The 21,092-nt window shown below is 60.3% G+C and carries 21 protein-coding genes; 6 read left to right on the top strand and 15 right to left on the bottom strand.

The features are described 5' to 3' along the window. Nucleotides 1-20: 20 nt before the first annotated feature. The 9 genes from J5M72_RS09570 to J5M72_RS09530 form a co-directional block, all read right to left on the bottom strand. Complete coding sequence (locus tag J5M72_RS09570; RefSeq protein ID WP_169428974.1) at nucleotides 21-956, bottom strand: glutathione S-transferase family protein; 936 nt, start codon at nucleotides 954-956, stop codon at nucleotides 21-23. A 726-nt stretch (nucleotides 957-1,682) separates the two neighbouring features. Further along, complete coding sequence (locus tag J5M72_RS09565; protein ID WP_169428973.1) at nucleotides 1,683-1,985, bottom strand: GIY-YIG nuclease family protein; 303 nt, start codon at nucleotides 1,983-1,985, stop codon at nucleotides 1,683-1,685. Nucleotides 1,986-2,024: 39 nt separating this feature from the next. Continuing rightward, a complete protein-coding gene (locus tag J5M72_RS09560) occupies nucleotides 2,025-2,498 on the bottom strand; it encodes a nuclear transport factor 2 family protein (RefSeq protein ID WP_207865330.1) in 474 nt (157 codons plus the stop codon). Nucleotides 2,499-2,598: 100 nt separating this feature from the next. Then, nucleotides 2,599-3,903 carry a CynX/NimT family MFS transporter gene (locus J5M72_RS09555; protein ID WP_207865329.1) on the bottom strand — a complete coding sequence of 435 codons (1,305 nt, stop codon included), beginning with the start codon at nucleotides 3,901-3,903 and terminating at the stop codon, nucleotides 2,599-2,601. After that, the gene (locus J5M72_RS09550; protein WP_207865328.1) at nucleotides 3,893-4,552 is read right to left on the bottom strand and encodes a FadR/GntR family transcriptional regulator; all 660 of its coding nucleotides are present in this window, start codon (nucleotides 4,550-4,552) and stop codon (nucleotides 3,893-3,895) included. Before J5M72_RS09550 ends, J5M72_RS09555 begins: the two co-directional genes overlap by 11 nt. Nucleotides 4,553-4,689: 137 nt before the next feature. Next, nucleotides 4,690-5,454, bottom strand: coding sequence for an amino acid ABC transporter ATP-binding protein (locus J5M72_RS09545; protein WP_003221897.1), 765 nt, complete (start codon nucleotides 5,452-5,454; stop codon nucleotides 4,690-4,692). An 11-nt stretch (nucleotides 5,455-5,465) separates the two neighbouring features. Further along, on the bottom strand, nucleotides 5,466-6,563 hold the full coding sequence (locus J5M72_RS09540; RefSeq protein WP_169428969.1) for an amino acid ABC transporter permease: 1,098 nt from the start codon (nucleotides 6,561-6,563) through the stop codon (nucleotides 5,466-5,468). Between the two features lie 10 nt (nucleotides 6,564-6,573). Then, entirely contained in the window at nucleotides 6,574-7,755 is a 1,182-nt protein-coding gene (locus tag J5M72_RS09535; RefSeq protein ID WP_169428968.1) for an amino acid ABC transporter permease, read from the bottom strand. Nucleotides 7,756-7,820: 65 nt separating this feature from the next. Continuing rightward, nucleotides 7,821-8,852 carry an amino acid ABC transporter substrate-binding protein gene (locus tag J5M72_RS09530; RefSeq protein WP_085729714.1) on the bottom strand — a complete coding sequence of 344 codons (1,032 nt, stop codon included), beginning with the start codon at nucleotides 8,850-8,852 and terminating at the stop codon, nucleotides 7,821-7,823. A gap of 467 nt (nucleotides 8,853-9,319) precedes the next feature. On the opposite strand from J5M72_RS09530, the gene J5M72_RS09525 reads away from it, so the two are divergent. The 5 genes from J5M72_RS09525 (at nucleotide 9,320) to J5M72_RS09505 (ending at nucleotide 14,647) form a co-directional block, all read left to right on the top strand. After that, complete coding sequence (locus J5M72_RS09525) at nucleotides 9,320-9,976, top strand: alpha/beta fold hydrolase (RefSeq protein ID WP_169428967.1); 657 nt, start codon at nucleotides 9,320-9,322, stop codon at nucleotides 9,974-9,976. Between the two features lie 110 nt (nucleotides 9,977-10,086). Further along, on the top strand, nucleotides 10,087-11,565 hold the full coding sequence (gene rhlB / locus J5M72_RS09520; protein ID WP_207865327.1) for an ATP-dependent RNA helicase RhlB: 1,479 nt from the start codon (nucleotides 10,087-10,089) through the stop codon (nucleotides 11,563-11,565). 124 nt (nucleotides 11,566-11,689) lie between these two features. Beyond that, entirely contained in the window at nucleotides 11,690-12,634 is a 945-nt protein-coding gene (locus J5M72_RS09515) for an ornithine cyclodeaminase family protein (protein WP_207865326.1), read from the top strand. A gap of 150 nt (nucleotides 12,635-12,784) precedes the next feature. After that, nucleotides 12,785-13,912, top strand: coding sequence for an FAD-binding oxidoreductase (locus J5M72_RS09510; protein ID WP_169428964.1), 1,128 nt, complete (start codon nucleotides 12,785-12,787; stop codon nucleotides 13,910-13,912). Nucleotides 13,913-14,005: 93 nt separating this feature from the next. After that, nucleotides 14,006-14,647 carry a PAS domain-containing protein gene (locus J5M72_RS09505; RefSeq protein ID WP_169428963.1) on the top strand — a complete coding sequence of 214 codons (642 nt, stop codon included), beginning with the start codon at nucleotides 14,006-14,008 and terminating at the stop codon, nucleotides 14,645-14,647. A gap of 37 nt (nucleotides 14,648-14,684) precedes the next feature. Here J5M72_RS09505 and J5M72_RS09500 read toward each other — a convergent pair whose 3' ends face one another. The 6 genes from J5M72_RS09500 to J5M72_RS09475 all read right to left on the bottom strand — a co-directional run bounded on the left by J5M72_RS09500 (nucleotide 14,685) and on the right by J5M72_RS09475 (nucleotide 19,832). Beyond that, the gene (locus tag J5M72_RS09500; protein ID WP_169428962.1) at nucleotides 14,685-15,461 is read right to left on the bottom strand and encodes an ABC transporter substrate-binding protein; all 777 of its coding nucleotides are present in this window, start codon (nucleotides 15,459-15,461) and stop codon (nucleotides 14,685-14,687) included. Nucleotides 15,462-15,740: 279 nt separating this feature from the next. Further along, a complete protein-coding gene (moaE, locus tag J5M72_RS09495; protein ID WP_169428961.1) occupies nucleotides 15,741-16,193 on the bottom strand; it encodes a molybdopterin synthase catalytic subunit MoaE in 453 nt (150 codons plus the stop codon). A gap of 3 nt (nucleotides 16,194-16,196) precedes the next feature. Continuing rightward, nucleotides 16,197-16,439: a molybdopterin converting factor subunit 1 gene (gene moaD, locus J5M72_RS09490; protein ID WP_207865325.1), complete on the bottom strand. Its 243-nt coding sequence runs from the start codon at nucleotides 16,437-16,439 to the stop codon at nucleotides 16,197-16,199. After that, the gene (moaC, locus tag J5M72_RS09485) at nucleotides 16,436-16,909 is read right to left on the bottom strand and encodes a cyclic pyranopterin monophosphate synthase MoaC (protein WP_007957321.1); all 474 of its coding nucleotides are present in this window, start codon (nucleotides 16,907-16,909) and stop codon (nucleotides 16,436-16,438) included. Before moaC ends, moaD begins: the two co-directional genes overlap by 4 nt. A 102-nt stretch (nucleotides 16,910-17,011) precedes the next feature. Beyond that, a complete protein-coding gene (locus J5M72_RS09480) occupies nucleotides 17,012-18,406 on the bottom strand; it encodes a PhoH family protein (protein WP_085729706.1) in 1,395 nt (464 codons plus the stop codon). A 349-nt stretch (nucleotides 18,407-18,755) separates the two neighbouring features. Then, nucleotides 18,756-19,832: a polysaccharide deacetylase family protein gene (locus J5M72_RS09475; protein WP_169432596.1), complete on the bottom strand. Its 1,077-nt coding sequence runs from the start codon at nucleotides 19,830-19,832 to the stop codon at nucleotides 18,756-18,758. 186 nt (nucleotides 19,833-20,018) lie between these two features. On the opposite strand from J5M72_RS09475, the gene yaaA reads away from it, so the two are divergent. Next, nucleotides 20,019-20,798 carry a peroxide stress protein YaaA gene (yaaA, locus tag J5M72_RS09470; protein WP_207865324.1) on the top strand — a complete coding sequence of 260 codons (780 nt, stop codon included), beginning with the start codon at nucleotides 20,019-20,021 and terminating at the stop codon, nucleotides 20,796-20,798. The last annotated feature ends 294 nt before the right edge of the window (nucleotides 20,799-21,092 follow it).

Genomic DNA, 21,092 nt, shown 5'->3' with positions numbered 1-21,092 from the left:
AATCGGCTCCCTCGGTTGTTTCAGCGCTTCTCGATACGGAAACCGAAGCGCGGGAAGTGCACATGCACTAAACCGCCACGTTCGTCTTCACGGCGCAGGATCAGCTCTTCACGACCGGCAAACACCAGCTCACCGGCGACCGGGTCAACACCGTAGTCTGTCGCTGCGATCAGCACCTGCTGACCTGCCACGAACCCGTTCGGATCAGTGAATGCTTCGTCCGGCAACGCCGCCGGCGTCGAACTGCGCGCGATTTCCAGTGCTTCCTCCGAGCTCATCTCGCTGGCCGCGCCATGGCCAAAACCGAGCACACGCCCCAGCCACGCCGACACCGCCGGATAAGCATCCACCAAGGGCGCCGTCACGTGTGTGGCCTTGAGGAACCACAGTGGATGAGCCATGGCGAAGTCGGCAATCGACGGCTCGCCAAACAGGAAGTCACCGTCTTCACGCTGCAACTGCTGCTCCAGACGCGTCATGAAGGTCGGCCAATTGTGCCTGGCCTGCTCGGCCGACAGCCTGGTCGCGCTGCCACCGCTGAACAGTCCGGCACGATCGGCGAGGAAGGCCTTGATCGCTTCCGGCGGCAACTTGCCGAAACGCACCGCCACCGATTCCGGCTGGAACACCAGGCTCACCGCATGCTGGAACACCACCGAATCGGACCAGGCGGCGAAACTGGCGGCGATCATTTCCTGACCTTCCGGGAAGAACGAAGGTTGGGCCTTTTCCTGCTCGAGGCGACGGGCGATCAGCGCGGTATCGCAATAGATGTCGGCGCCGATCTGCAGCACGGGCGTCTTGCGGTAGCCACCGGTCAGGGCCGTCAGATCCGGCTTCGGCATCACCGGCGAGATGTGCACCGAACGCCAGGACAAGCCCTTGAAACCCAACAGCAACCGGGCCTTTTCGGCGAATGGAGAGGTCGGGTAATGATGCAGAATCAACTCGGACATGCTCGGCTCCGCCGTACAGAAAGTGAGCCAGCAGCTTAGCGCGCAATTCGTTCGCGGCCTACGGATCCGGCTGATGGGAAATGATCAGTCAGGTTGATAGGCACTAAAAAACCGTCTCAGCCAAGGCTGAGACGGCTTCCCACATCAAGGACCTTACATCAGGTCATCAAAGTGATCTCGCAGGAACTCGTAAAAGCGAAACGCTTTGAACGACCTCCATACGAGGCTCAGAGTACGTAGCAAAAGCTTCATACGTTTTGGCCTCCGGTTGGGGGCCAAACCTCCAGCGCGCTTACCGGACCACGTACGCCTTCGGAATACACGCCAATGTACCCAATGAGGCGGCCGGTTGTGATCCCCCTGAAAAATCATTCCGGCACGGGAGCAACCCCATGTCAGAGGGCATGAAACCGTTACGTCGATCAGCCAGACCTCAAAAGCTGCATTGGCATGCGAGCGGATGAATAGTAATCGGATTGATATATCGTCTTTTAAACAAATGAGCTCAAAATCGCATTCTCTGGAATGGGTGTTTCAAGGCTTGCCTGGTGACGTAAAGACGAATACTCTTGGCCTGCGCCAGTGTATCCAGTGAGATGCAGTAAACCCCGGCCGCAAACCGAGGTTTACAGAAAAAACCGCCTACAAGGGCGGTTTTTTCTTGCCTGTCGTTTATGCAACGTGCCGCCTCCACGGAAGGGATATCTACAAGGTTTGAGGGCTTATTTAGTCCGGCCGATAAGACGCCACCAGACATTCCTTCGCACTTTTCCTGAGCTTCTTGATCAACCGCTCCTGGCGCAACGCATCACTCTTGTCGCGACAACGCTCGGTATAGACCAGCGCCATCGCCGGGCTCGAGAGAAAGAATCGTGCGCCCTTGCCGCTCTGGTGCTTGGCGAAACGGCGCACGGGATCATCGCTGATCCCGCAGTACAGCGAGCCGTTGGCGGCGCGTACGAGGTAGACGAACCAGGATTTGCTCACTGGAACGTCGGCATCCAGAGGATTTTCGCTGAGGCGGGTCACGGGACAATTCAGGCGTAAGGAAAACAGGCCGCGATCTTATCAGCGACTCGCCTGAAATGCCTTCAGCCCTTTCAGCGCCTGGGCGCGGACGGCGTTGCGCACCAGCGGCGTCCAGCCCAGCAGCAGGCCCTTGAAGCCCAGCGCCTGACGCGACCAGCGCCACAGGTCGAAGCGGTCGTGGTGTTCACAGATCTTGCCGTCACGGAAGACGAAGCGTGCCTGGATGTCGTTGATCACGACGTTGCCGGTCTGGCTGAACAGGTAGGTCGCCACCCAGTGGGCGCCACCGCTGCGCTCGTCGGCGCGGACGTTGTCGAAGGTCAGGGAAAAGTCTTTGGCCCGGGTGGTGAGCATGCGCCACATGTCGCCGGCATCACGACCGCGCAGCTCGCCAAAGGCCGGATCGCTGAACACCACGTCGTCGGTGTAGCAGGCGGCCATGGCCTCGGCGTCGAGGCGCAGGAAAGCCTGGTAGAAACGGGTGATCAGGGCGCTGTGGGCTTCTTCACTCATGGGCAATCTCCAGGAAAGGTACAGATTGCCAGCACGATAATCTGCAAACGCCCGAAACACTATCGGCATTCGCATTCCGAATACCGACAGTGTGTGCGTATCAGACCTTTTCGCTGACCACCTGCACGTACAACGCACGCCCGGCACCGAGGCCAGCGAGGATTGCACCCGCACCAATGATGCCGAAAATCCAGCCCACGGCGTTCCAGCCACCGGTCCAGTCATGCACCACGCCCACCGCGAACGGCCCCATCGACGCGAGGGTGTAACCAAAGCCCTGGGACATGCTCGACAGGTTCGCCGCTACGTGGGAATCCCGCGAGCGCAAGACGATCAGGGTCAACGCCAGGCTGAACGTACCGCCCTGCCCCAGGCCCAGCAGGATCGCCCAGCCCCACAGGCCTTCGATCGGCGCGTAGAGGCAACCGAACAGGCCGCCGAGGGTCAGCGCCATCACTACCACGATCGCCAGACGCTGATCCTTGCCGCGCGTGGCCAGCCACGGCGCCGCCAGGGAGCTGGCGAGCTGGATGATCACCGAACCGGACAGCACAAGGCCCGCCTGTGTCGGCGTCAGCCCACGACCGATGAGGATCGACGGCAACCAGCCGAACACGATGTAGGCCAGCGACGATTGCAGGCCCATGTACAAAGTCACTTGCCAGGCCAGCGGATCACGCAGCAGACCGCGGACCCGATAGGCAACGTTGTGCGCGCCGTGCTTCTGGCCGATCTGCGGCAGCCAGAACACCGCCGCGACCAGCGCCGGAATCACCCAGAAGCCAAGCCCCATGGCCCAGCTGTGGTCGAAGTGTTCGCTCAACGGCACGCTGGAACCCGCCGCCATTGCTGCACCCAGGCACAGAGCCATGGTGTAGACACCGGTCATGGTGCCGGCGTGTCTGGCGAAGTCGCGCTTGACGATGCCCGGCAGCAAGACGCCGATGATGCCGATACTCGCGCCACCCAGCACGCTGCCGGCGAACAGACCGATTTCGCCGAGGTTGCTGCGCAGGATGATGCCGCCGGCCAGTGTCAGCAGAATCCCCAGCACCACCCGCTCGGCACCGAAACGTCGCGCCAGCACCGGAGCCAGCGGAGCGAACAGACCGAGGCACAACACTGGCAACGTCGTAAGCAACCCCGCCTGTGCGGCGGACAAGCCAAGGCTTTTCGACACGTCACTGAGCAGCGGCGCCATGCTCGACAGCGCCGGACGCAGGTTCAACGCCACCAGAATCAGCCCCAGCAGCAACAGCCACGGGCGACGTACCAATGGATGACTTTGCTGTACCTGCTCGTCATCGGCCTCGGCGTCGATCAACAACTCTTCGAGCTCGGCCTTGCGAACGGGGGCTGGAGAGGCTTCTGGGCGGGGCATGGGTTTCTCGGTTTCAAGGTTCATTGATCAACTGCCTCGACAGGGCTTTGGCCCGCTCCGGATCGCGCTGCTCGACGGCCTCGAGCAAGGCGACGTGCAAATCGAAGACTTCCTGTCGACGGGGGACGATGTTCAGGGTCTGGCGCAGTTGCGCGCCGACGATGCTGGAGAAATAGCGATACAGCTCGCTGAGGGTCGGGTTGTGCGCGGCGTCCACCAGACGGCGGTGGAACACCAGGTCACAGGCGATGTAGCTGTCGAGATCACCGTGATAGTGGCTGCAGGCAACGCCCAGTGCCTCCCGAAGGCCCGCCAGATCCTCATCGGTGCGACGCAACGCCGCCAGACCGATGGCCTCGACTTCAAGGATGTGCCGGGTTTCCCGGGCCTGATCCAGCGAGCACTTGGACAACGCCTTGAGCGTGTCCATCGGGTCCACCACCGCCCGCAGATAGCTGCCGTCACCCTGGCGGATTTCGATCAGCCCGGAGAACGCCAGCACCCGCATGGCTTCACGCACCGTGTTGCGGCTGATGCCGAGCTCGACGCACAGCTCGGGTTCGGTCGGCAGGCGCTGACCGACCTGCCAGGTGCCGTCGGTGATGCGCTGGCGCAATAGATCCAGGGCCTGATCGACCAGGGATCGTTTGATCAATAAAGAGTTTTCAGACATGGAATTCGCCCTGTCATCCAATCATGGGATGAATTTGCTGACAGGGTAGTCAGATTCTTCAAACAGGGCAATCGGTAAAATCCGGGCAAAAATAAACCCGGAACTGTGTCCGGGTTTATTTCAAGGCCTGAATCGGATCAATGCAGAATCTGACTCAGGAACAACTTGGTCCGATCATTCTGCGGATTGTCGAAGAAGTCGTTCGGTGCCGCCTGCTCGACGATTTCGCCCTTGTCCATGAAGATCACACGGTTGGCCACTGTGCGGGCGAAGCCCATTTCGTGGGTCACGCAGAGCATGGTCATGCCGTCTTCGGCCAGTCCGATCATGGTGTCGAGCACCTCTTTCACCATTTCCGGGTCAAGTGCCGAGGTCGGTTCGTCGAACAGCATGATTTTCGGTTTCATGCACAGCGCGCGGGCAATCGCCACACGCTGCTGCTGGCCGCCGGACAGTTGCCCCGGGAACTTGTGCGCCTGCTCCGGAATGCGTACGCGTTCCAGGTAATGCATGGCGATTTCCTCGGCCTTGCGCTTGGGCATCTTGCGCACCCACATCGGTGCCAGGGTGCAGTTCTGCAGAATGGTCAGGTGCGGGAACAGGTTGAAATGCTGGAACACCATGCCGACTTCACGGCGGATCGCTTCGATCTGCTTGAGGTCGTTGGTCAGCTCCACGCCGTCGACCACGATGCGGCCCTGCTGGTGCTCTTCCAGACGGTTGAGGCAGCGGATGGTGGTGGACTTGCCGGAACCCGACGGGCCGCACAGAACGATACGCTCGCCCTGCTTGACGTTCAGGTTGATGTCTTTCAACACGTGGAACTGGCCATACCACTTGTTCACGCCCTGCATCTGAATGATGCCTTCAGGGCCCACTGGCTTTTTGATTGCTTCGCTCATCGAAAAAACTCCTAACGCTTGTGGCCAGTGTCGAGCTTGCGTTCCAGATGCATGGAATAGCGCGACATGCCAAAACAGAAAATCCAGAACACCAGGGCGGCGAACACGTAGCCTTCGGTGGCCATGCCCAGCCATTTCGGATCGGCAGCGGCTTGCTTGACGCTGTTGAGCAGGTCAAAGAGGCCGATGATGATCACCAGGCTGGTGTCCTTGAACAGCGCGATGAAGGTGTTGACGATGCCGGGAATCACCAGTTTCAGGGCTTGCGGCAGAATCACCAGGCCCATGGCGCGCCAGTAACCGAGGCCCATCGCGGCCGCGGCTTCGTACTGACCTTTGGGGATCGCTTGCAGACCGCCGCGCACCACTTCGGCGACGTAGGCCGACTGGAACAGGATCACGCCGATCAGTGCCCGCAGCAGCTTGTCGAAGTTCATGCCTTCGGGCAGGAACAGCGGCAGCATCACCGAAGACATGAACAGCACGGTGATCAGCGGCACGCCACGCCAGAACTCGATGAACGTCACGCAGACCACACGAATGGCCGGCATGTTCGAACGGCGCCCCAGGGCCAGCATGATCCCCAGCGGCAGCGCGCCGGCGATACCGACGGTAGCGATCACCAGGGTCAGCATCAGGCCGCCCCACTGGCTGGTGGCAACGGCGCTCAGGCCGAACACGCCGCCATGCAGCAGGCACCACGCAACGATCGGATAGATCACCAGAAAGCTCAGCCCGTACACCGCTTTACGCGGCACGCGCTTGATGAACAGCGGGGCCACACCGATGACCGCCAGCCACACGGTCAGGTCCACGCGCCAGCGCAGATCTGCCGGGTAGTAGCCGTACATGAACTGGCCGAAACGCTGCTCGATGAACACCCAGCAGGCGCCCGCCTTGGTGCAGTCGGCGCGGGTGGTGCCGACCCAGTTGGCATCGAAGATCGCCCAACTGAGCAGCGGCGGAACCACCAGGTAGATCAGATAGAACGCAAACAGGGTCAGCAGGGTGTTGAGCCAGCTGGAGAACATGTTCGCGCGTATCCACGCCATCGGGCCGAAGACCTTGGCCGGCGGTGGCATGTCGGGTTTGAATGTATGAGTACTCATGCGCTATTCCTTACCGCTCGATCAGCGCAATGCGCTTGTTGTACCAGTTCATCAGCAGGGAAATGCTGATACTGATCGCCAGGTACACGCTCATGGTGATGGCAATGACTTCGATCGCCTGACCGGTCTGGTTCAGCACGGTGCCGGCGAACAGCGAAACCATTTCCGGATAACCGATACCGGCCGCCAGCGAGGAGTTCTTCGCCAGGTTCAGGTATTGGCTGGTCAGCGGTGGAATGATCACGCGCAGCGCTTGCGGAATGATCACCTTGCGCAGGGTCGGACCGTTGCGCAGACCGAGCGAACGGGCCGCTTCGGTCTGGCCGTGGCTGACCGACTTGATCCCCGAACGCACGATTTCGGCGATGAACGCCGCGGTGTACACGGTCAGGGCCAGGGTCAGGGCCAGCAGTTCCGGAATCAGCACCCAGCCGCCGACGAAGTTGAAGCCTTGCAGCTTCGGCATTTCCCAATGCAGCGGCGCGCCGAAGATCAGCGCACATAGCGCCGGGATCACCAGGAATATCGCCAGGCCGACCCAGAACTTGTGGAACGGCTCGCCGGTTTCCTCAAAGCGCTTGTTGGCCCAGCGGCTCATCAGCACGATGGCAACGATCGCCACCACAATGCTGACCACGAATGCCCAGAAGCCGTCGGCCATTTGCGCGGCCGGCATGTTCAGGCCACGGCTGCTGACGAAGAAGGTGTCGCCGAAGTTGTGGCTGTTGCGCGGCCCCGGCATGGTCAGGAACACCGCGAAATACCAGAACAGGATTTGCAGCAGCGGCGGAATGTTGCGGAAGACTTCCACATACACGGTCGCCAGTTTGCTGATGATCCAGTTCGGCGACAGCCGCGCCACACCGATGATGAAGCCCAGCAGGGTCGCCAGGATCACGCCGATGAAAGTCACCAGCAAGGTGTTGAGCAGACCGATCACGAACACGCGGGCATAGCTGTCCGCTTCGGTGTAGGAGATCAGGTGTTGAGCGATGCCGAACCCGGCACTGCGCTCCAGAAAGCTGAACCCGGACGTGATGCCCCGGTGCTGCAGGTTGGTCTGGGTGTTGTCGAACAGATACCAGCCCATGGCGACCACCGCCACGACGGTGATGATCTGAAATAGCCACGCACGCACACGCGGATCGCTGAGGCTGAACCTCTGCTTTGGTGCGCCGATTGAATTTTGCATGAAGTGCCCCGCAAGAAATGGAACAGAACATCACCCGGCGGTTGGCCCGCCGGGTGATAGAACCATTAGCGCACTGGTGGTGCGTACTGAATGCCGCCGTTGTTCCACAGCGCGTTCAGGCCACGGTCGATTTCCAGCGGAGTGCTCTTGCCGAGGTTTTTCTCGAAGATTTCGCCGTAGTTACCCACCTGGGAAACGATTTTCACGACCCAGTCCTTCGGCAGTTTCAGGTCCTTGCCGTACTCGCCGTCGGCACCCAGCAGACGGGCAACGTCCGGGTTCTTGGTGGACTTGGCTTCTTCGAGTACGTTTTTCGAAGTGATGCCGGCTTCTTCAGCGTTGAGCAGCGCGTAGCCGACCCAGCGCACGATGGCCAGCCACTCGTCGTCGCCGTTACGCACGACCGGGCCCAGAGGTTCCTTGGAAATGGTTTCCGGCAGAACCACGTAATCCTTCGGCGAAGCCAGCTTGCTGCGCTGGGCGAACAGCTGGGACTTGTCGGAGGTCAGCACGTCGCAACGACCGGATTCCAGCGACTTGGCGCTTTCATCGGAAGTATCGAAAGTGATCGGGGTGTACTTCAGGCCATTGGCGCGGAAGTAGTCGGAGACGTTCAGCTCGGTGGTGGTACCGGCTTGAATGCAGATGGTCGCGCCATCCAGTTCCTTGGCACTTTTCACGCCCAGCTTGTTGTTGGCCAGGAAGCCCACGCCGTCGTAGTAAGTGATGAAGCCAGGGAATTTCAGGCCCATGCCCGCGTCACGGGAGCTGGTCATGGTGGTGTTGCGCGACAGAATGTCGATCTCGCCGGACTGCAGCGCGGTGAAGCGCTCCTTGGCGTTCAACTGACTGAACTTGACCTTGGTCGCATCGCCGAACACGGCAGCGGCCACGGCACGGCAGACGTCGGCGTCGATGCCGAGAATCTTGCCGGTCGAATCCGGTACGGAGAAGCCTGGCAGACCGTCGCTCACGCCACACTGCACGAAACCTTTCTTTTGTACCGCATCCAGGGTTGCACCCGCCTGAGCGAACCCGCTGACACCCAGTACTGCAGCAGCAGTCACGATCGCCAGCGTGGATTTCAACATCTTCATTCAAACCTCCAGTTTTGCTCTTGTTGTGTCGGAGCTTGAGTCCAGTCGCACCCTTTTGAGGCGTTGTCGACCCGTGTTGGCTTTTTTTGGGGTCAACCGACGCAGGACCTTCGCTATGAGTCTAGTAGGAGACAATCCACATCATGGACAACTCACTTCTCACCAGTCGGCCGAACGGGCGGTAGCCCTTTCACATTCGCTAAGCCCGTTGCGGCCATTGGCGAACATCCATCACCGGATTCTTTGCTATCCCGTCGCCGGGCGTTCACTGATAGTGTTACCGCCAGGCGCGAGATCGATTGCACGACTACCTCATAGCAAAGCCCGTACCACACCGCTCGCTGAAGCGATTGAGCGACAGGTCAATAGCAAAACTTGCAGCCTTGCGACATCTTCTTAACGGATCAACCGGGCGCGCACCCCAATCACGCACTTAATGAGAGCGCCCGCACATTTTTGGAGCAGCCATGACCGAGCCCTTGATTCTTCAGCCTGTAAAGGCAGCCGACGCCTGCGTGATCTGGCTGCACGGCCTCGGCGCCGACCGCTATGACTTTCTGCCGGTAGCCGAGGCCTTGCAGGAAAGCCTGCTGAGCACGCGCTTCGTTTTGCCCCAGGCACCGACCCGCCCGGTGACCATAAATGGCGGATATGCCATGCCGAGCTGGTACGACATCAAGGCCATGAGCCCGGCCCGGGCCATCGACCGCGATGAGCTGGAAGCGTCCGCCGATCACGTCATCGAATTGATCGAACAGCAGCGCGCCAGCGGAATAGACGCTTCGCGGATTTTCCTGGCCGGTTTTTCCCAGGGCGGCGCCGTGGTCTACCACACTGCATTTCTGAAATGGCAGGGGCCGTTGGGCGGGGTGCTGGCGTTGTCGACCTACGCGCCGACATTCAGCGACGAACTGGAGTTGTCCGCCAGCCAGCAGCGGATTCCGGTGCTGTCGCTGCACGGCCAGTTCGACAACGTGGTGCAAAACTCCATGGGCCGTACGGCGTATGAGTATCTGAAAGCCCATGGTGTCACCGTGACATGGCAGGAATACCCAATGGAGCACGAAGTGTTACCCGAAGAAATTCGCGACATCGGCGTGTGGCTGAGCGAACGCCTGCGCTGATCGTTCGCAGCTCGATTTTCCGGTGGTCGGGCCCCTTTGATCATCCCACTACGCCGCGCCCGTTTCTTGCATTACACTGGCCGGCGTACATTCCTTAACCAATTGATGAGATGACCGTGCTCAAAGCACTCAAGAAGATGTTCGGAAAAAGCGAGGCTGAGCAGCTCGCGCCAACTCCCAGTGCGCCGTCGCACGCCCCCGGCCATCGCAGCGATGCCAGACCGGCGGACCGCCAGGCTCCCGTAGCCACACCGAAACGCGAACCGGCACCCGCTGCTGTTTCAGCTCCCGCTCCAGAAAGCGCCCGCAGCGAAACACCAAAACCGGCCAGACCACGCCGCGAGCCGAAGCCCAAGGCGCCGGTCATTCCCTGGAAACTCGAAAATTTCGTCGTCGAGCCCCAGGAAGGCAAGACCCGTTTCCACGATTTCAAGCTCGCCCCGGAACTGATGCACGCCATCCACGACCTGGGTTTCCCGTATTGCACGCCGATCCAGGCCCAGGTGCTGGGTTATACCCTCGCCGGCAAAGACGCCATCGGCCGCGCCCAGACCGGCACCGGCAAGACCGCCGCGTTCCTGATCTCGATCATCACCCAGCTGCTGCAGACCCCGCCGCCGAAAGAGCGCTACATGGGCGAGCCACGGGCGCTGATCATCGCGCCGACCCGTGAGCTGGTGGTGCAGATCGCCAAGGACGCCGCCGACCTGACCAAGTACACCGGCCTCAACGTCATGACGTTCGTCGGCGGGATGGACTTCGACAAGCAGCTCAAGCACCTCGAAGCGCGCCATTGCGACATCCTCGTCGCGACCCCGGGCCGTCTGCTCGACTTCAACCAGCGCGGCGACGTGCATCTGGACATGGTCGAAGTGATGGTGCTCGACGAAGCCGACCGCATGCTCGACATGGGCTTCATCCCGCAGGTACGGCAGATCATTCGCCAGACCCCGCCGAAGAGCGAACGCCAGACCCTGCTGTTCTCCGCGACCTTCACCGATGACGTGATGAACCTCGCCAAACAGTGGACCACCGACCCTGCCATCGTCGAAATCGAGGTCACCAACGTGGCCAACGAAAACGTCGAACAGCACATTTATGCGGTGGCCGGTGCCGACAAATACAAACTGCTGTTCAACCTGGTCAACGACAACGGCTGGGAGCGGGTGATCGTGTTCGCCAACCGCAAGGATGAAGTACGGCGTATCGAAGAACGTCTGGTGCGCGACGGCATCAACGCCGCGCAACTGTCCGGCGACGTGCCGCAGCACAAGCGAATCAAGACGCTGGAAGGCTTCCGCGAAGGCAAGATCCGGGTGCTGGTCGCCACCGACGTGGCCGGTCGCGGCATCCACATCGACGGCATCAGCCACGTGATCAACTTCACCCTGCCGGAAGTCCCGGACGACTACGTGCACCGCATCGGCCGTACCGGTCGCGCCGGCGCTGATGGCGTATCGATCAGCTTCGCCGGTGAAGACGACTCCTATCAGTTGCCGTCCATCGAAGAAAAACTCGGTCGCAAGATCAGCTGTGAAACGCCGCCGACCCATCTGTTGCGGGCGGTTGAGCGCAAGCGTCCACAGTAAGCGCCGCTATAAAGAGAAGCGCAGCCGGCAACGGACTGCGCTTTTTTTTCGCCCGGATATTGTTCAATAAAACTAAAAGTCCATAATGGACAAATTAGTTTAGAAACAACCTCCGGAGTCCGACATGTCCAGTACGCCTTACGTGATTGACCAAACCCAGGCTCGCGAGCTGTTGGCCCGGATCGATGTGCCGCAGATCCTGCGCAAGCTGTTCCGCGATCTGGCGGCCGGGCATGCGGTGCAACCGGCGCAGCAACTGGTGGAATTTCCCCAGGGCGCCGGGGACTTCATCAACTATCTCGGCGTGCTGGCGGAAGATGGCGTGTACGGGGTCAAGACTTCGCCGTATATCGTTCGCGAACAAGGCCCGCTGGTGACGGCATGGACGCTGCTGATGTCGATGCAGACCGGTCAGCCGCTGCTGCTCTGCGATGCCGGCGAGCTGACCACCGCCCGCACCGCGGCAACCACAGCTGTCGCCGTCGATGCCCTGGCCCCGTTGAACGCAAAACGCCTGGCGATCATCGGCAGCGGCAAGGTCGCCCAGGCGCACCTGCATTACGTCAAGACATTGCGCGACTGGCAGAGCATCCGCGTGTACTCGCCCACCCTGAGCGAAGACCCGAAAACCGCCAGCCTGCTGCTAGCCGTCGATCCACGGGTGAGCATCGCCGACAGCCGCGAAACCGCCATCGCCGAAGCCGACGTCATCATGCTCTGCACCTCCTCCGCAGGACCTGTGATCGACCCGGCAACCTTGAGCAAACCGGCGCTGATCACCTCGATCAGCACCAACGCACCACGCGCTCACGAAGTGCCGCCGCAAAGCCTCAACGACATGCAGGTGTTCTGCGACTATCGTCTGACCACGCCGGGTTCGGCAGGTGAAATGCTGATCGCCAGCGAACGGCATGGCTGGGACAGCAGCGCGATCATCGGTGACCTGGCGGATCTGCTCAGCGAAAAAGTGCAGCGTCCCGATTACAACCGTCACGTATTTTTCCGCTCCATCGGTCTGGGCCTGGAAGACATCGCCCTGGCCAACGCGGTTTATCACCTGAGCCTGTAACACCAAGCCCCCCTGTGGGAGCGGGCTTGCTCGCGAAGAGGCCGTGTCAGGCAACTTATTCAGCGAATGACACACTGCCTTCGCGAGCAAGCCCGCTCCCACATGGAGAACAGCGAACTCCTTGATATTGCGTACACACTGGAGAACTCCATGAGTCATGCAGATTTCATCATCATCGGCGGCGGGATTGCCGGCGCGTCCACCGGTTTCTGGCTGTCGCAGCACGGCACGGTCGTGGTGCTGGAACGCGAATCGCACCCGGCCTATCACTCCACCGGGCGCTCGGCTGCGCTGTTCACCGCAGCTTACGGCACGCCGCAGGTTCGGGCGCTGACCCAGGCCAGTCGGGCGTTTTTCGATCACCCGCCCAGCGGCTTCTGTGAACACCCGCTGCTGACTCCACGCGGCGAAATGACCGTGGACTTCACCGGCGATGCCGCCGAGCTGAACAATCAATACCTCAGCGCCAAGGCCACGGTGCCGCAGATGCAACTGCTCAGCGCGGAAGAAGCCTGCGCGCGGCTGCCGATCCTGCGTCGGGAAAAGGTCCACGGTGCAATCTATGACCCCACCGCCAGCGACATCGACACCGACGCCCTGCACCAAGGCTATCTGCGCGGTATCCGTCGCAACAACGGGCAAGTCCTGACCGACTGCGAGGTGCTCGGGCTGAACCGTGATGCCGACAGCATCTGGCAAGTGCAAACCAACGGCCAGACCTTCAGCGCTCCCGTCGTGATCAACGCAGCAGGCGCCTGGGCCGACAAAATCGGTGCCCTCGCGGGTGCCCGGCCGCTGGGCCTGCAACCGAAACGCCGCGCCGCGTTCATCTTCGCCGGCCCCGAAGGCGTGGACATTCATCACTGGCCGATGCTGGTCAGCCTCGACGAATCGTTCTACATGAAGCCTGACGCCGGGATGTTCCTCGGCTCGCCGGCCAACGCCGACCCGGTCGAACCACATGACGTGCAGCCCGAAGAACTCGACATCGCCATGGGCATCTACCAGATCGAAGAGGCGACGACCCTGACCATCCGCCGCCCGACCCGCACCTGGGCCGGCCTGCGCAGTTTCGTCGCCGATGGCGATTTGTTGTCCGGATTCGATCCGCAGGTGCCGGGGCTGTTCTGGGTCGCGGCCCAGGGTGGCTACGGTATTCAGACCTCACCGGCCATGGGCATGGCCAGCGCAGCGCTGGTACGCGGTGAATCGTTGCCGGAGCACCTCAAGCAGTTCGGCCTGGACGCCGCCATGCTCGCCCCTGCCCGCCTGGCCTGAGCCCTTGCCCGGATGACGCGCCCAACGGATTGCGGCACACTCGCAACGCCCCCGGATCACGGGGGCGTTGACGTTGCCTGGAGCTCCACAGTTATGACCGCCCCCGAACTATCTTCCGAGCTGAATGACGCCGCGCTGGATAACTACCACGCCATCGCCGACGCCATCGCCACCCTGTTCTTTCCCCACGCCGAAGTGGTGCTGCATGACCTGCGCACACAGAAGGTCGACTACATCGCCAACAACCTGTCGAAGCGGGTGATCGGCGATGAATCGTCGCTGGAAGACATGCTCAGCGACGACGTCAGCGAACGAAACATCGGCCCGTACGAAAAGCTCAACTGGGACGGCCAGAAGATTCGCAGTCTGAGTACCGTGCTGCGCGACAGCGAAGGGCGTCCGCTGGCGGTGCTTTGCATCAACCTGAATATTTCGCTGTTCGAGAACGCCAAGGCTGCACTGGACCTCTTCCTCTCGCCGAGCAAGCTGATCCCGCAACCGGACTCGCTGTTTCGCGATGACTGGCAGGAGCGGATCAACACTTTCCTGCACGCCTGGCTGCGCGAGCGGCAACTGAGCCTGAATCTGCTGACCCGCGACCACAAACGTGAACTGGTGCTGGCGCTGCACGCCGAGGGGGCGTTCAAGGGCAAGAGTGCCTCAAACTATGTGGCCAATGTGCTGAACATGGGGCGGGCGACGGTGTACAAGCATTTGAAGGAATTGAAGGGCTGAAACCGTGCAGCCTGCGAAGGCTGCACGGTTTTCAACATCAGTCGCCGTAGATGTCCGACTTGAAGTACTTCTCGGAAATCTTCTGGTATTCGCCACTGGCACGAATGCCGTCGATGGCGGTATTCAACTGGCTGACCAGTTCGGTGTTGCCTTTGCGCACCGCGATCCCGGCGCCCTCGCCCACGTACTTCGGATCCTTCAGCTCAGGCCCGACAAAGGCGTAACCCTTGCCACGCGGCATCGACAGGAAGTCGTTCAGCGGGATGGTGTCGGCGAAGATCGCGTCGAGACGCCCGGCCGCCAGGTCCATGTAGATTTCTTCGTTGTTGCCATAGCGTTTGACGTTGATGCCCTTGGGCTCGAACACCTCGGTGGCGTAACGGTCGGTGGTGGTCGCACGCTGCACGCCGACGGTCTTGCCCTTGAGGCTGGCGTACTGGTCATCGACGCTCGCGCCTTCCTTCATCACCAGCCGCGATGAGGTGAAATAGTACTTGTGGGTGAAGTCCACGGACTTCTTGCGATCCTCGTTGATGGTCATGGACGACAGCGCCATGTCGATTTTCTTCACTTTCAGGGAAGGAATCAGACCGTCGAACTCGCCCTCGACCCACACGCACTTGACCTGCATCTGCGCGCACAGGGCATTGCCGATGTCGTAGTCGAAACCGACGATTTCACCCTTGTCGGTTTTCGAAGCGAAGGGTGGATAGGCCGCTTCGATACCGATGCGCAGGGTTTTCTCGGCTGCAAACACGCTGCTGCACGCCAACAGGCTCAGCGCCAGACCGGTGATGAGGGGGAGTTTCTTCATGTTCGTTCTCTCGCGGGTTGTTGTTGGTTTGGCAAGACAGAAGAAAGAGCTGAAACGGGAAAAACTTTATTTGTACTTGTAAATCCATACTGGACTTTTACGTACAAGCCGTCAATTGGGCAAAAGAGATTGCTTCCTGCTGTTGGTCAGGTGGGCAATCCATAGCATTTTCGGTGTTGCGGATGACGCCTTCGCGAGCAAGCCCGCTCCCACATTGGAATGCATTTCCCTGTGGGAGCGGGCTTGCTCGCGAAGAGGGCCGGGAGTACAGCGCAAAATCTACTGCTTCCAGCGATCCGCCGCCGCATGATCGCTGTCACGCCCTTCAACCCAGCGCGGGCCGTCGCTGGTGTTCTCTTTCTTCCAGAACGGCGCGCGGGTCTTCAGGTAATCCATGACAAAGGCGCAGGCGTCGAATGCCGCCTGACGGTGGGCACTGGCGGCGCCGACGAACACGATCGGTTCGCCCGGCTCCAGCGCGCCGATGCGGTGTAACACTTCCAGCTTCAACAACGGCCAGCGCTGCTCGGCCTCCATGGCGATCTTGCCGAGGGCCTTTTCGGTCATGCCCGGATAGTGCTCAAGGAACATCCCGGCGACATCGAGGCCATCGTTGAAGTCGCGTACGTAACCGACAAAGCTCACCACCGCGCCGACGCCGACATTGGCCGCGTGCATCGCGTTGACTTCAGCGCCGGGATCGAACGCCGTGGACTGCACCCGAATCGCCATGGTTCAGCCTCCGGTCACAGTGGGGAAAAACGCCACTTCATCGCCATCGACCACCGGTTCGTCGAGCTGGCAAAGGTCTTCGTTGCGCGCGCACATCAGGTTCTGTTCGCTCAGCACCTCGGCGCCGTCACGCTTGGCGAGCAAGGCGCGTACGTCTTCCACCGTCGCAAAATCGCCCTCGACCTTCACCGAATCCACACCCAGGGCCTCGCGGTAACGGGCAAAAAACCTCACGGTCAGGTTCATGGCTGCTCCGCCTGGAAGTGCCCGCTCTTGCCGCCGACTTTCTCCAGCAGGCGCACGCTTTCGATGGTCATGCCGCGATCCACGGCCTTGCACATGTCGTAGATCGTCAGCGCGGCGACACTGGCGGCAGTCAGTGCTTCCATCTCGACACCGGTCTGCCCGGACAGCTTGCAACGGGCCACGATGCGCACCGCGTCGTCGCCTTCCGCACTGAGTTCAACCTTGACGCCAGTGAGCATCAGCGGATGGCACAGGGGAATCAGGTCACTGGTTTTCTTCGCCGCCTGAATGCCGGCGATGCGCGCCACGGCGAACACGTCGCCCTTGGGATGGCCGCCGCTGACGATCATCTGCAGGGTGTCGGGCAGCATGCGCACCAGGGCTTGGGCCGTCGCCTCGCGGAACGTCACGGCTTTTTCGGTGACGTCGACCATGTTGGCGCGCCCTTGGGAATCGAGATGAGTCAGCACGGGATTACTCCTGATCAGGAGCGTCGATTGTAAACCTGGGGGTCAGAATTGCGCACATAAAAAACCGGGCGACGTCGCCGTCGCCCGGTTCCATTTGGCGGGTTACAGATGGGATTCGGCGTATTCGGCCAGAATCGAACGCGGCACCCCTTGCAGGGTGATGTGCACACCGTTGGGGAAATCCTTGAAACGTTCGGTCAGGTAGGTCAGCCCGGAACTGGTCGCGGACAGGTATGGGGTGTCGATCTGTGCCAGGTTGCCCAGGCACACCACTTTGGAACCGGCGCCGGCCCGGGTAATGATGGTTTTCATCTGGTGCGGCGTGAGGTTCTGGCATTCGTCGATCAGGATCAGGCTCTGCTGGAAGCTGCGACCGCGAATGTAGTTGAGCGATTTGAACTGCAACGGCACTTTGCTGAGGATGTAGTCGACGCTGCCATGGGTGTTTTCGTCATCCATGTGCAAGGCTTCGAGGTTGTCGGTAATGGCGCCCAGCCAGGGCTCCATTTTTTCCGCTTCGGTGCCGGGCAGGAAGCCGATTTCCTGGTCCAGGCCCTGTACGCTGCGGGTGGCGATGATACGGCGATAACGCTTGCTGACCATGGTCTGCTCGATCGCAGCCGCCAGCGCCAGGATGGTCTTGCCGGAACCGGCGGCGCCGGACAGGTTGACCAGGTGAATGTCCGGGTCGAGCAAGGCGTACAGCGCCAGGCTCTGATAGATGTCACGCGGCTTGAGGCCCCAGGCTTCCTGATGCAACAGCGGTTCCTGGTGCAGATCCAGAATCAGCAGGCGGTCTTCTTCGATCTCCTTGATCCAGCCGACGAAGCCTTGCTCATCGATGATGAACTCGTTGATATGCACGGCCGGCAGGTTGTCGATCAACTGCACCTGGTGCCAGGTGCGGCCATGGTCCTGACGGGTTTCGACCTTGCTCACGCGGTCCCAGAAGGAGCCGGTCATGTTGTGATAACCGTTGGGCAGCAGGGACACGTCATCGACCAGTTGGTCGGTGCTGTAGTCCTCGGCGTCGATCCCGCAGGCGCGCGCCTTGAGGCGCATATTGATGTCTTTGGTGACCAGCACCACCGGTTTTTTCGGATCGCGGGTGTGCAGATCGATCAACTGATTGATGATTTTGTTGTCGTTCAGGTGCTCGGGCAGAATCAGGTTCGATTCGGCCTGTTTGCTCATCAGAATTGACAGCAAGCCCTTCGGCCCGCTCTTGCCGCGCTGGATCGGTACCCCTTGCTCGACGTCTTCGGGCGAGGCATCGCCCAACGTCTTGTCGATCAGCCGGATCGCCTGACGGCATTCGGCGGCCACGCTGTGATGCCCGCTCTTGAGCTTGTCCAGCTCTTCAAGCACGGTCATCGGAATCGCGACGTGGTGTTCTTCGAAATTCAGCAGGGCATTCGGATCGTGAATCAGTACGTTGGTATCGAGTACATAAAGGATTGGCTGGTTGGAAGAAGGGCTACGTCCGTGATCATCCATACTCGGTCACCTTTGTGGGAGCCATTCGACGCAATACCTGGGCGGTGCTGCGCCTCGAAGTGACTGCCGAATCCACCTGCACAGCTTTTGTCGGGATAGCAGGTGAACCGCACACAAAATGGGTCTTGGAAGACGCCACCTGTGTTGCAGGTTTCGGCGGTCTGACTTCGTAATACTCCAAAACCCGTGACAGAAAAAAGCACTTTGACGCTTTTTTGAAGTTTATTTTGCAAAGTGACGAAAAGCCCTTGGCGGACTGCCCTGCCCCCGTTAGAGTCGGAAGTCCGCCTGCATCGAATTTTGCAAAAAATTCACCCCAAGCCCAATGTTTCCGGGCTCTTTCCGTTTGTCAGCGAAAAGCGTCCTGACAGTCTTCCCAGCCGATGCCGCTTTGCGCGGTCTGCGTGATCAGCCACGGCAACGCAGTCTTCACCGCATCCTGCTTCATGTTGAAATTGATCACCCCGTGCCGCCACAGCAGCATCAGGGTCAGCACCCGCTGCGCGCTCGGATTGCCCTTGAGCTTGCCGGCACCGTCCTGGGCATCGATGTCCCAGAGCGCCACTTGCAGGCCCTGATTGTGGAAGAAACTGCCCGCATCGCTGCGACGCTGGCCTTCTGGCGGTCGGAACAGCGGCACGTAGTTCTCCGGCAACTTGCTCTTGACCAGATCGGCACTGCGCCGCACCGAGTCCTGCCAGTCCTGCCAGTGGCTGTGGGAGCGGAATTCCCAGCCTTGCACGCCGACGCACTGCCTGGAAAACGCCACTTGCAGACTGCTCACCGAACGCTCGTTCAACCGCGCCTGAATATCTTTGCCCAACATGAAGAACGTTCCACTCATGTTCGATTTGCGCAGGTATTCGGCGAGCCATTCAGTGTTGTCCGGCATCAGGTTGGCGGCACTGTCGAAGCTCAACAGGAACAACCGGTCATGCATCTCGTCGCCATTACGCTCGTAGTCACCAAAATGATCGACTTCGCTGGTGGTCTGCGGTGACAGCGCCGCCTTGCGCAGCAGTTCATCCAGGTACTGCTGATGGAAGATCCGGCTCGGCTCGGCCCACTTGGTGTAATAGCTTTCATCGCTGACCACAAACTTGGCCGCCTGCTCGCGCAGGGTCGGCAGATCTTCGACGAGGAAGCAGAAGGAAGCGTCCTGATCGCAGCTCTGCTGGGCGTAGTTGTAGCTGGTCAGCAAACGCTGCCACAGACGCTCGCGCAGGCTGTTGATTGCGTCCAGGTTGACCGTGCGCAGCCCCAGACGCTGGGCCAGCGCGGCCTCATCCAGCGCTTCGCTGCCCAGCAGGCCCCGGGCGAACATCAGGACTTCCGCCCGAGAGGCGACGTCGAACAGGGTCGGGTTGTCGAGTTTCTCCGGCCAGGTGCTGCGATCCAGCGTGGCGATATCGCCCGGTGCCGCCATGGCCCCGACGCTCAACAGCCACGCGGTGAAAAAAAGAACAATGCGCAAAGGGTGTCTCCATAACAAAACCCGCGCGGCACTATAGCCGATCCGGCTCGTAAACCGCCGATCACCTATGGACGCGATAGCTGGAGTCATGCGCCCCAACCCCCTAGAATCGCCCCCACGATTAAAGGAGACGACTTCATGCTGATGGTGATTTCCCCCGCCAAGACCCTCGATTATGAAACACCGCCGGCGACCCAGCGCTTCACCCAGCCGCAATACCTCGACCATTCCCAGGAGCTGATCCAGCAATTGCGCGAACTGAGCCCGGCGCAGATCAGCGAACTGATGCACGTCTCCGACAAGATCGGCGGCCTGAACGCCGCGCGTTTCGGCAGCTGGACACCGGCGTTCACACCGGAAAACGCCAAGCAGGCGCTGCTGGCCTTCAAGGGCGACGTCTACACCGGACTCGACGCCCAGAGCTTCAGCGAAGCCGATTTCGACTACGCGCAACAGCACCTGCGCATGCTCTCCGGCCTTTACGGCCTGCTGCGCCCGCTCGATCTGATGCAGCCGTATCGCCTGGAAATGGGCACCAGACTGGCCAACGCCCGGGGCAAGGACTTGTACGCCTTCTGGGGCACACGCATCAGCGAATGGCTGAACGAAGCACTGGCCGATCAGGGCGACGACGTGCTGCTGAACCTGGCGTCCAACGAGTACTTCTCGGCGGTCAAGCGCACGGCCCTGAACGCGCGGATCATCAACACCGAGTTCAAGGACCTGAAGAACGGCCAGTACAAGATCATCAGCTTCTACGCCAAGAAAGCCCGAGGCCTGATGAGCCGCTTCGTGATCCAGGAACGCATCAACGATCCGGCGGCCCTCAAACAGTTCGATGTGCAGGGTTATCGCTACAGCGCCGAACAGTCCAAACCGGACAATCTGGTGTTTCTGCGCGATCACGCACCCGAATAAAGCATGCCCATTGCACGACTCTTTATAGAGAGAGTCGTGCACCTCGCACGACGTCAAAAAAACCTCCCTCCTTTTCGCCGATTTATTGGCGCCATAAAAACAGCACCCTCATTTCTATCTTTTCTTTCACTCGACAGATGTCATTTTTTTCAGTAGTGGCACCTGATTTTTTTCAGAGTAGTGGCACAAAACTATCTAACGCGATTATCTGCCTATTAATAAAGGGCGAAATGGAAAGTGCTATCAATATGAGAGCAGTGCCATCTTTCTCAATATTTCAAGAAATTTCAGAAT

Origin of the sequence: Pseudomonas sp. 58(2021) (assembly GCF_017491585.1) — a bacterium.
Classification (GTDB): Bacteria; Pseudomonadota; Gammaproteobacteria; order Pseudomonadales; family Pseudomonadaceae; genus Aquipseudomonas; species Aquipseudomonas fluorescens_BT.
Note: the sequence above shows the minus strand (reverse complement) of the source record. Positions and strands in the feature narration are given on the sequence as shown.

Bases quoted from the DNA above. Each gene is read 5' to 3' on its own strand.
- J5M72_RS09570 (WP_169428974.1), bottom strand. From the start codon at position 956: ATGTCCGAGTTGATTCTGCATCATTACCCGACCTCTCCATTCGCCGAA.
- J5M72_RS09560 (WP_207865330.1), bottom strand. From the start codon at position 2,498: ATGAGTGAAGAAGCCCACAGCGCCCTGATCACCCGTTTCTACCAGGCT.
- J5M72_RS09555 (WP_207865329.1), bottom strand. From the start codon at position 3,903: ATGAACCTTGAAACCGAGAAACCCATGCCCCGCCCAGAAGCCTCTCCA.
- J5M72_RS09550 (WP_207865328.1), bottom strand. From the start codon at position 4,552: ATGTCTGAAAACTCTTTATTGATCAAACGATCCCTGGTCGATCAGGCC.
- J5M72_RS09545 (WP_003221897.1), bottom strand. From the start codon at position 5,454: ATGAGCGAAGCAATCAAAAAGCCAGTGGGCCCTGAAGGCATCATTCAG.
- J5M72_RS09540 (WP_169428969.1), bottom strand. From the start codon at position 6,563: ATGAGTACTCATACATTCAAACCCGACATGCCACCGCCGGCCAAGGTC.
- J5M72_RS09535 (WP_169428968.1), bottom strand. From the start codon at position 7,755: ATGCAAAATTCAATCGGCGCACCAAAGCAGAGGTTCAGCCTCAGCGAT.
- J5M72_RS09530 (WP_085729714.1), bottom strand. From the start codon at position 8,852: ATGAAGATGTTGAAATCCACGCTGGCGATCGTGACTGCTGCTGCAGTA.
- J5M72_RS09525 (WP_169428967.1), top strand. From the start codon at position 9,320: ATGACCGAGCCCTTGATTCTTCAGCCTGTAAAGGCAGCCGACGCCTGC.
- rhlB (WP_207865327.1), top strand. From the start codon at position 10,087: ATGACCGTGCTCAAAGCACTCAAGAAGATGTTCGGAAAAAGCGAGGCT.
- J5M72_RS09515 (WP_207865326.1), top strand. From the start codon at position 11,690: ATGTCCAGTACGCCTTACGTGATTGACCAAACCCAGGCTCGCGAGCTG.
- J5M72_RS09510 (WP_169428964.1), top strand. From the start codon at position 12,785: ATGAGTCATGCAGATTTCATCATCATCGGCGGCGGGATTGCCGGCGCG.
- J5M72_RS09505 (WP_169428963.1), top strand. From the start codon at position 14,006: ATGACCGCCCCCGAACTATCTTCCGAGCTGAATGACGCCGCGCTGGAT.
- J5M72_RS09500 (WP_169428962.1), bottom strand. From the start codon at position 15,461: ATGAAGAAACTCCCCCTCATCACCGGTCTGGCGCTGAGCCTGTTGGCG.
- moaE (WP_169428961.1), bottom strand. From the start codon at position 16,193: ATGGCGATTCGGGTGCAGTCCACGGCGTTCGATCCCGGCGCTGAAGTC.
- moaD (WP_207865325.1), bottom strand. From the start codon at position 16,439: ATGAACCTGACCGTGAGGTTTTTTGCCCGTTACCGCGAGGCCCTGGGT.
- J5M72_RS09480 (WP_085729706.1), bottom strand. From the start codon at position 18,406: ATGGATGATCACGGACGTAGCCCTTCTTCCAACCAGCCAATCCTTTAT.
- J5M72_RS09475 (WP_169432596.1), bottom strand. From the start codon at position 19,832: ATGGCGGCACCGGGCGATATCGCCACGCTGGATCGCAGCACCTGGCCG.
- yaaA (WP_207865324.1), top strand. From the start codon at position 20,019: ATGCTGATGGTGATTTCCCCCGCCAAGACCCTCGATTATGAAACACCG.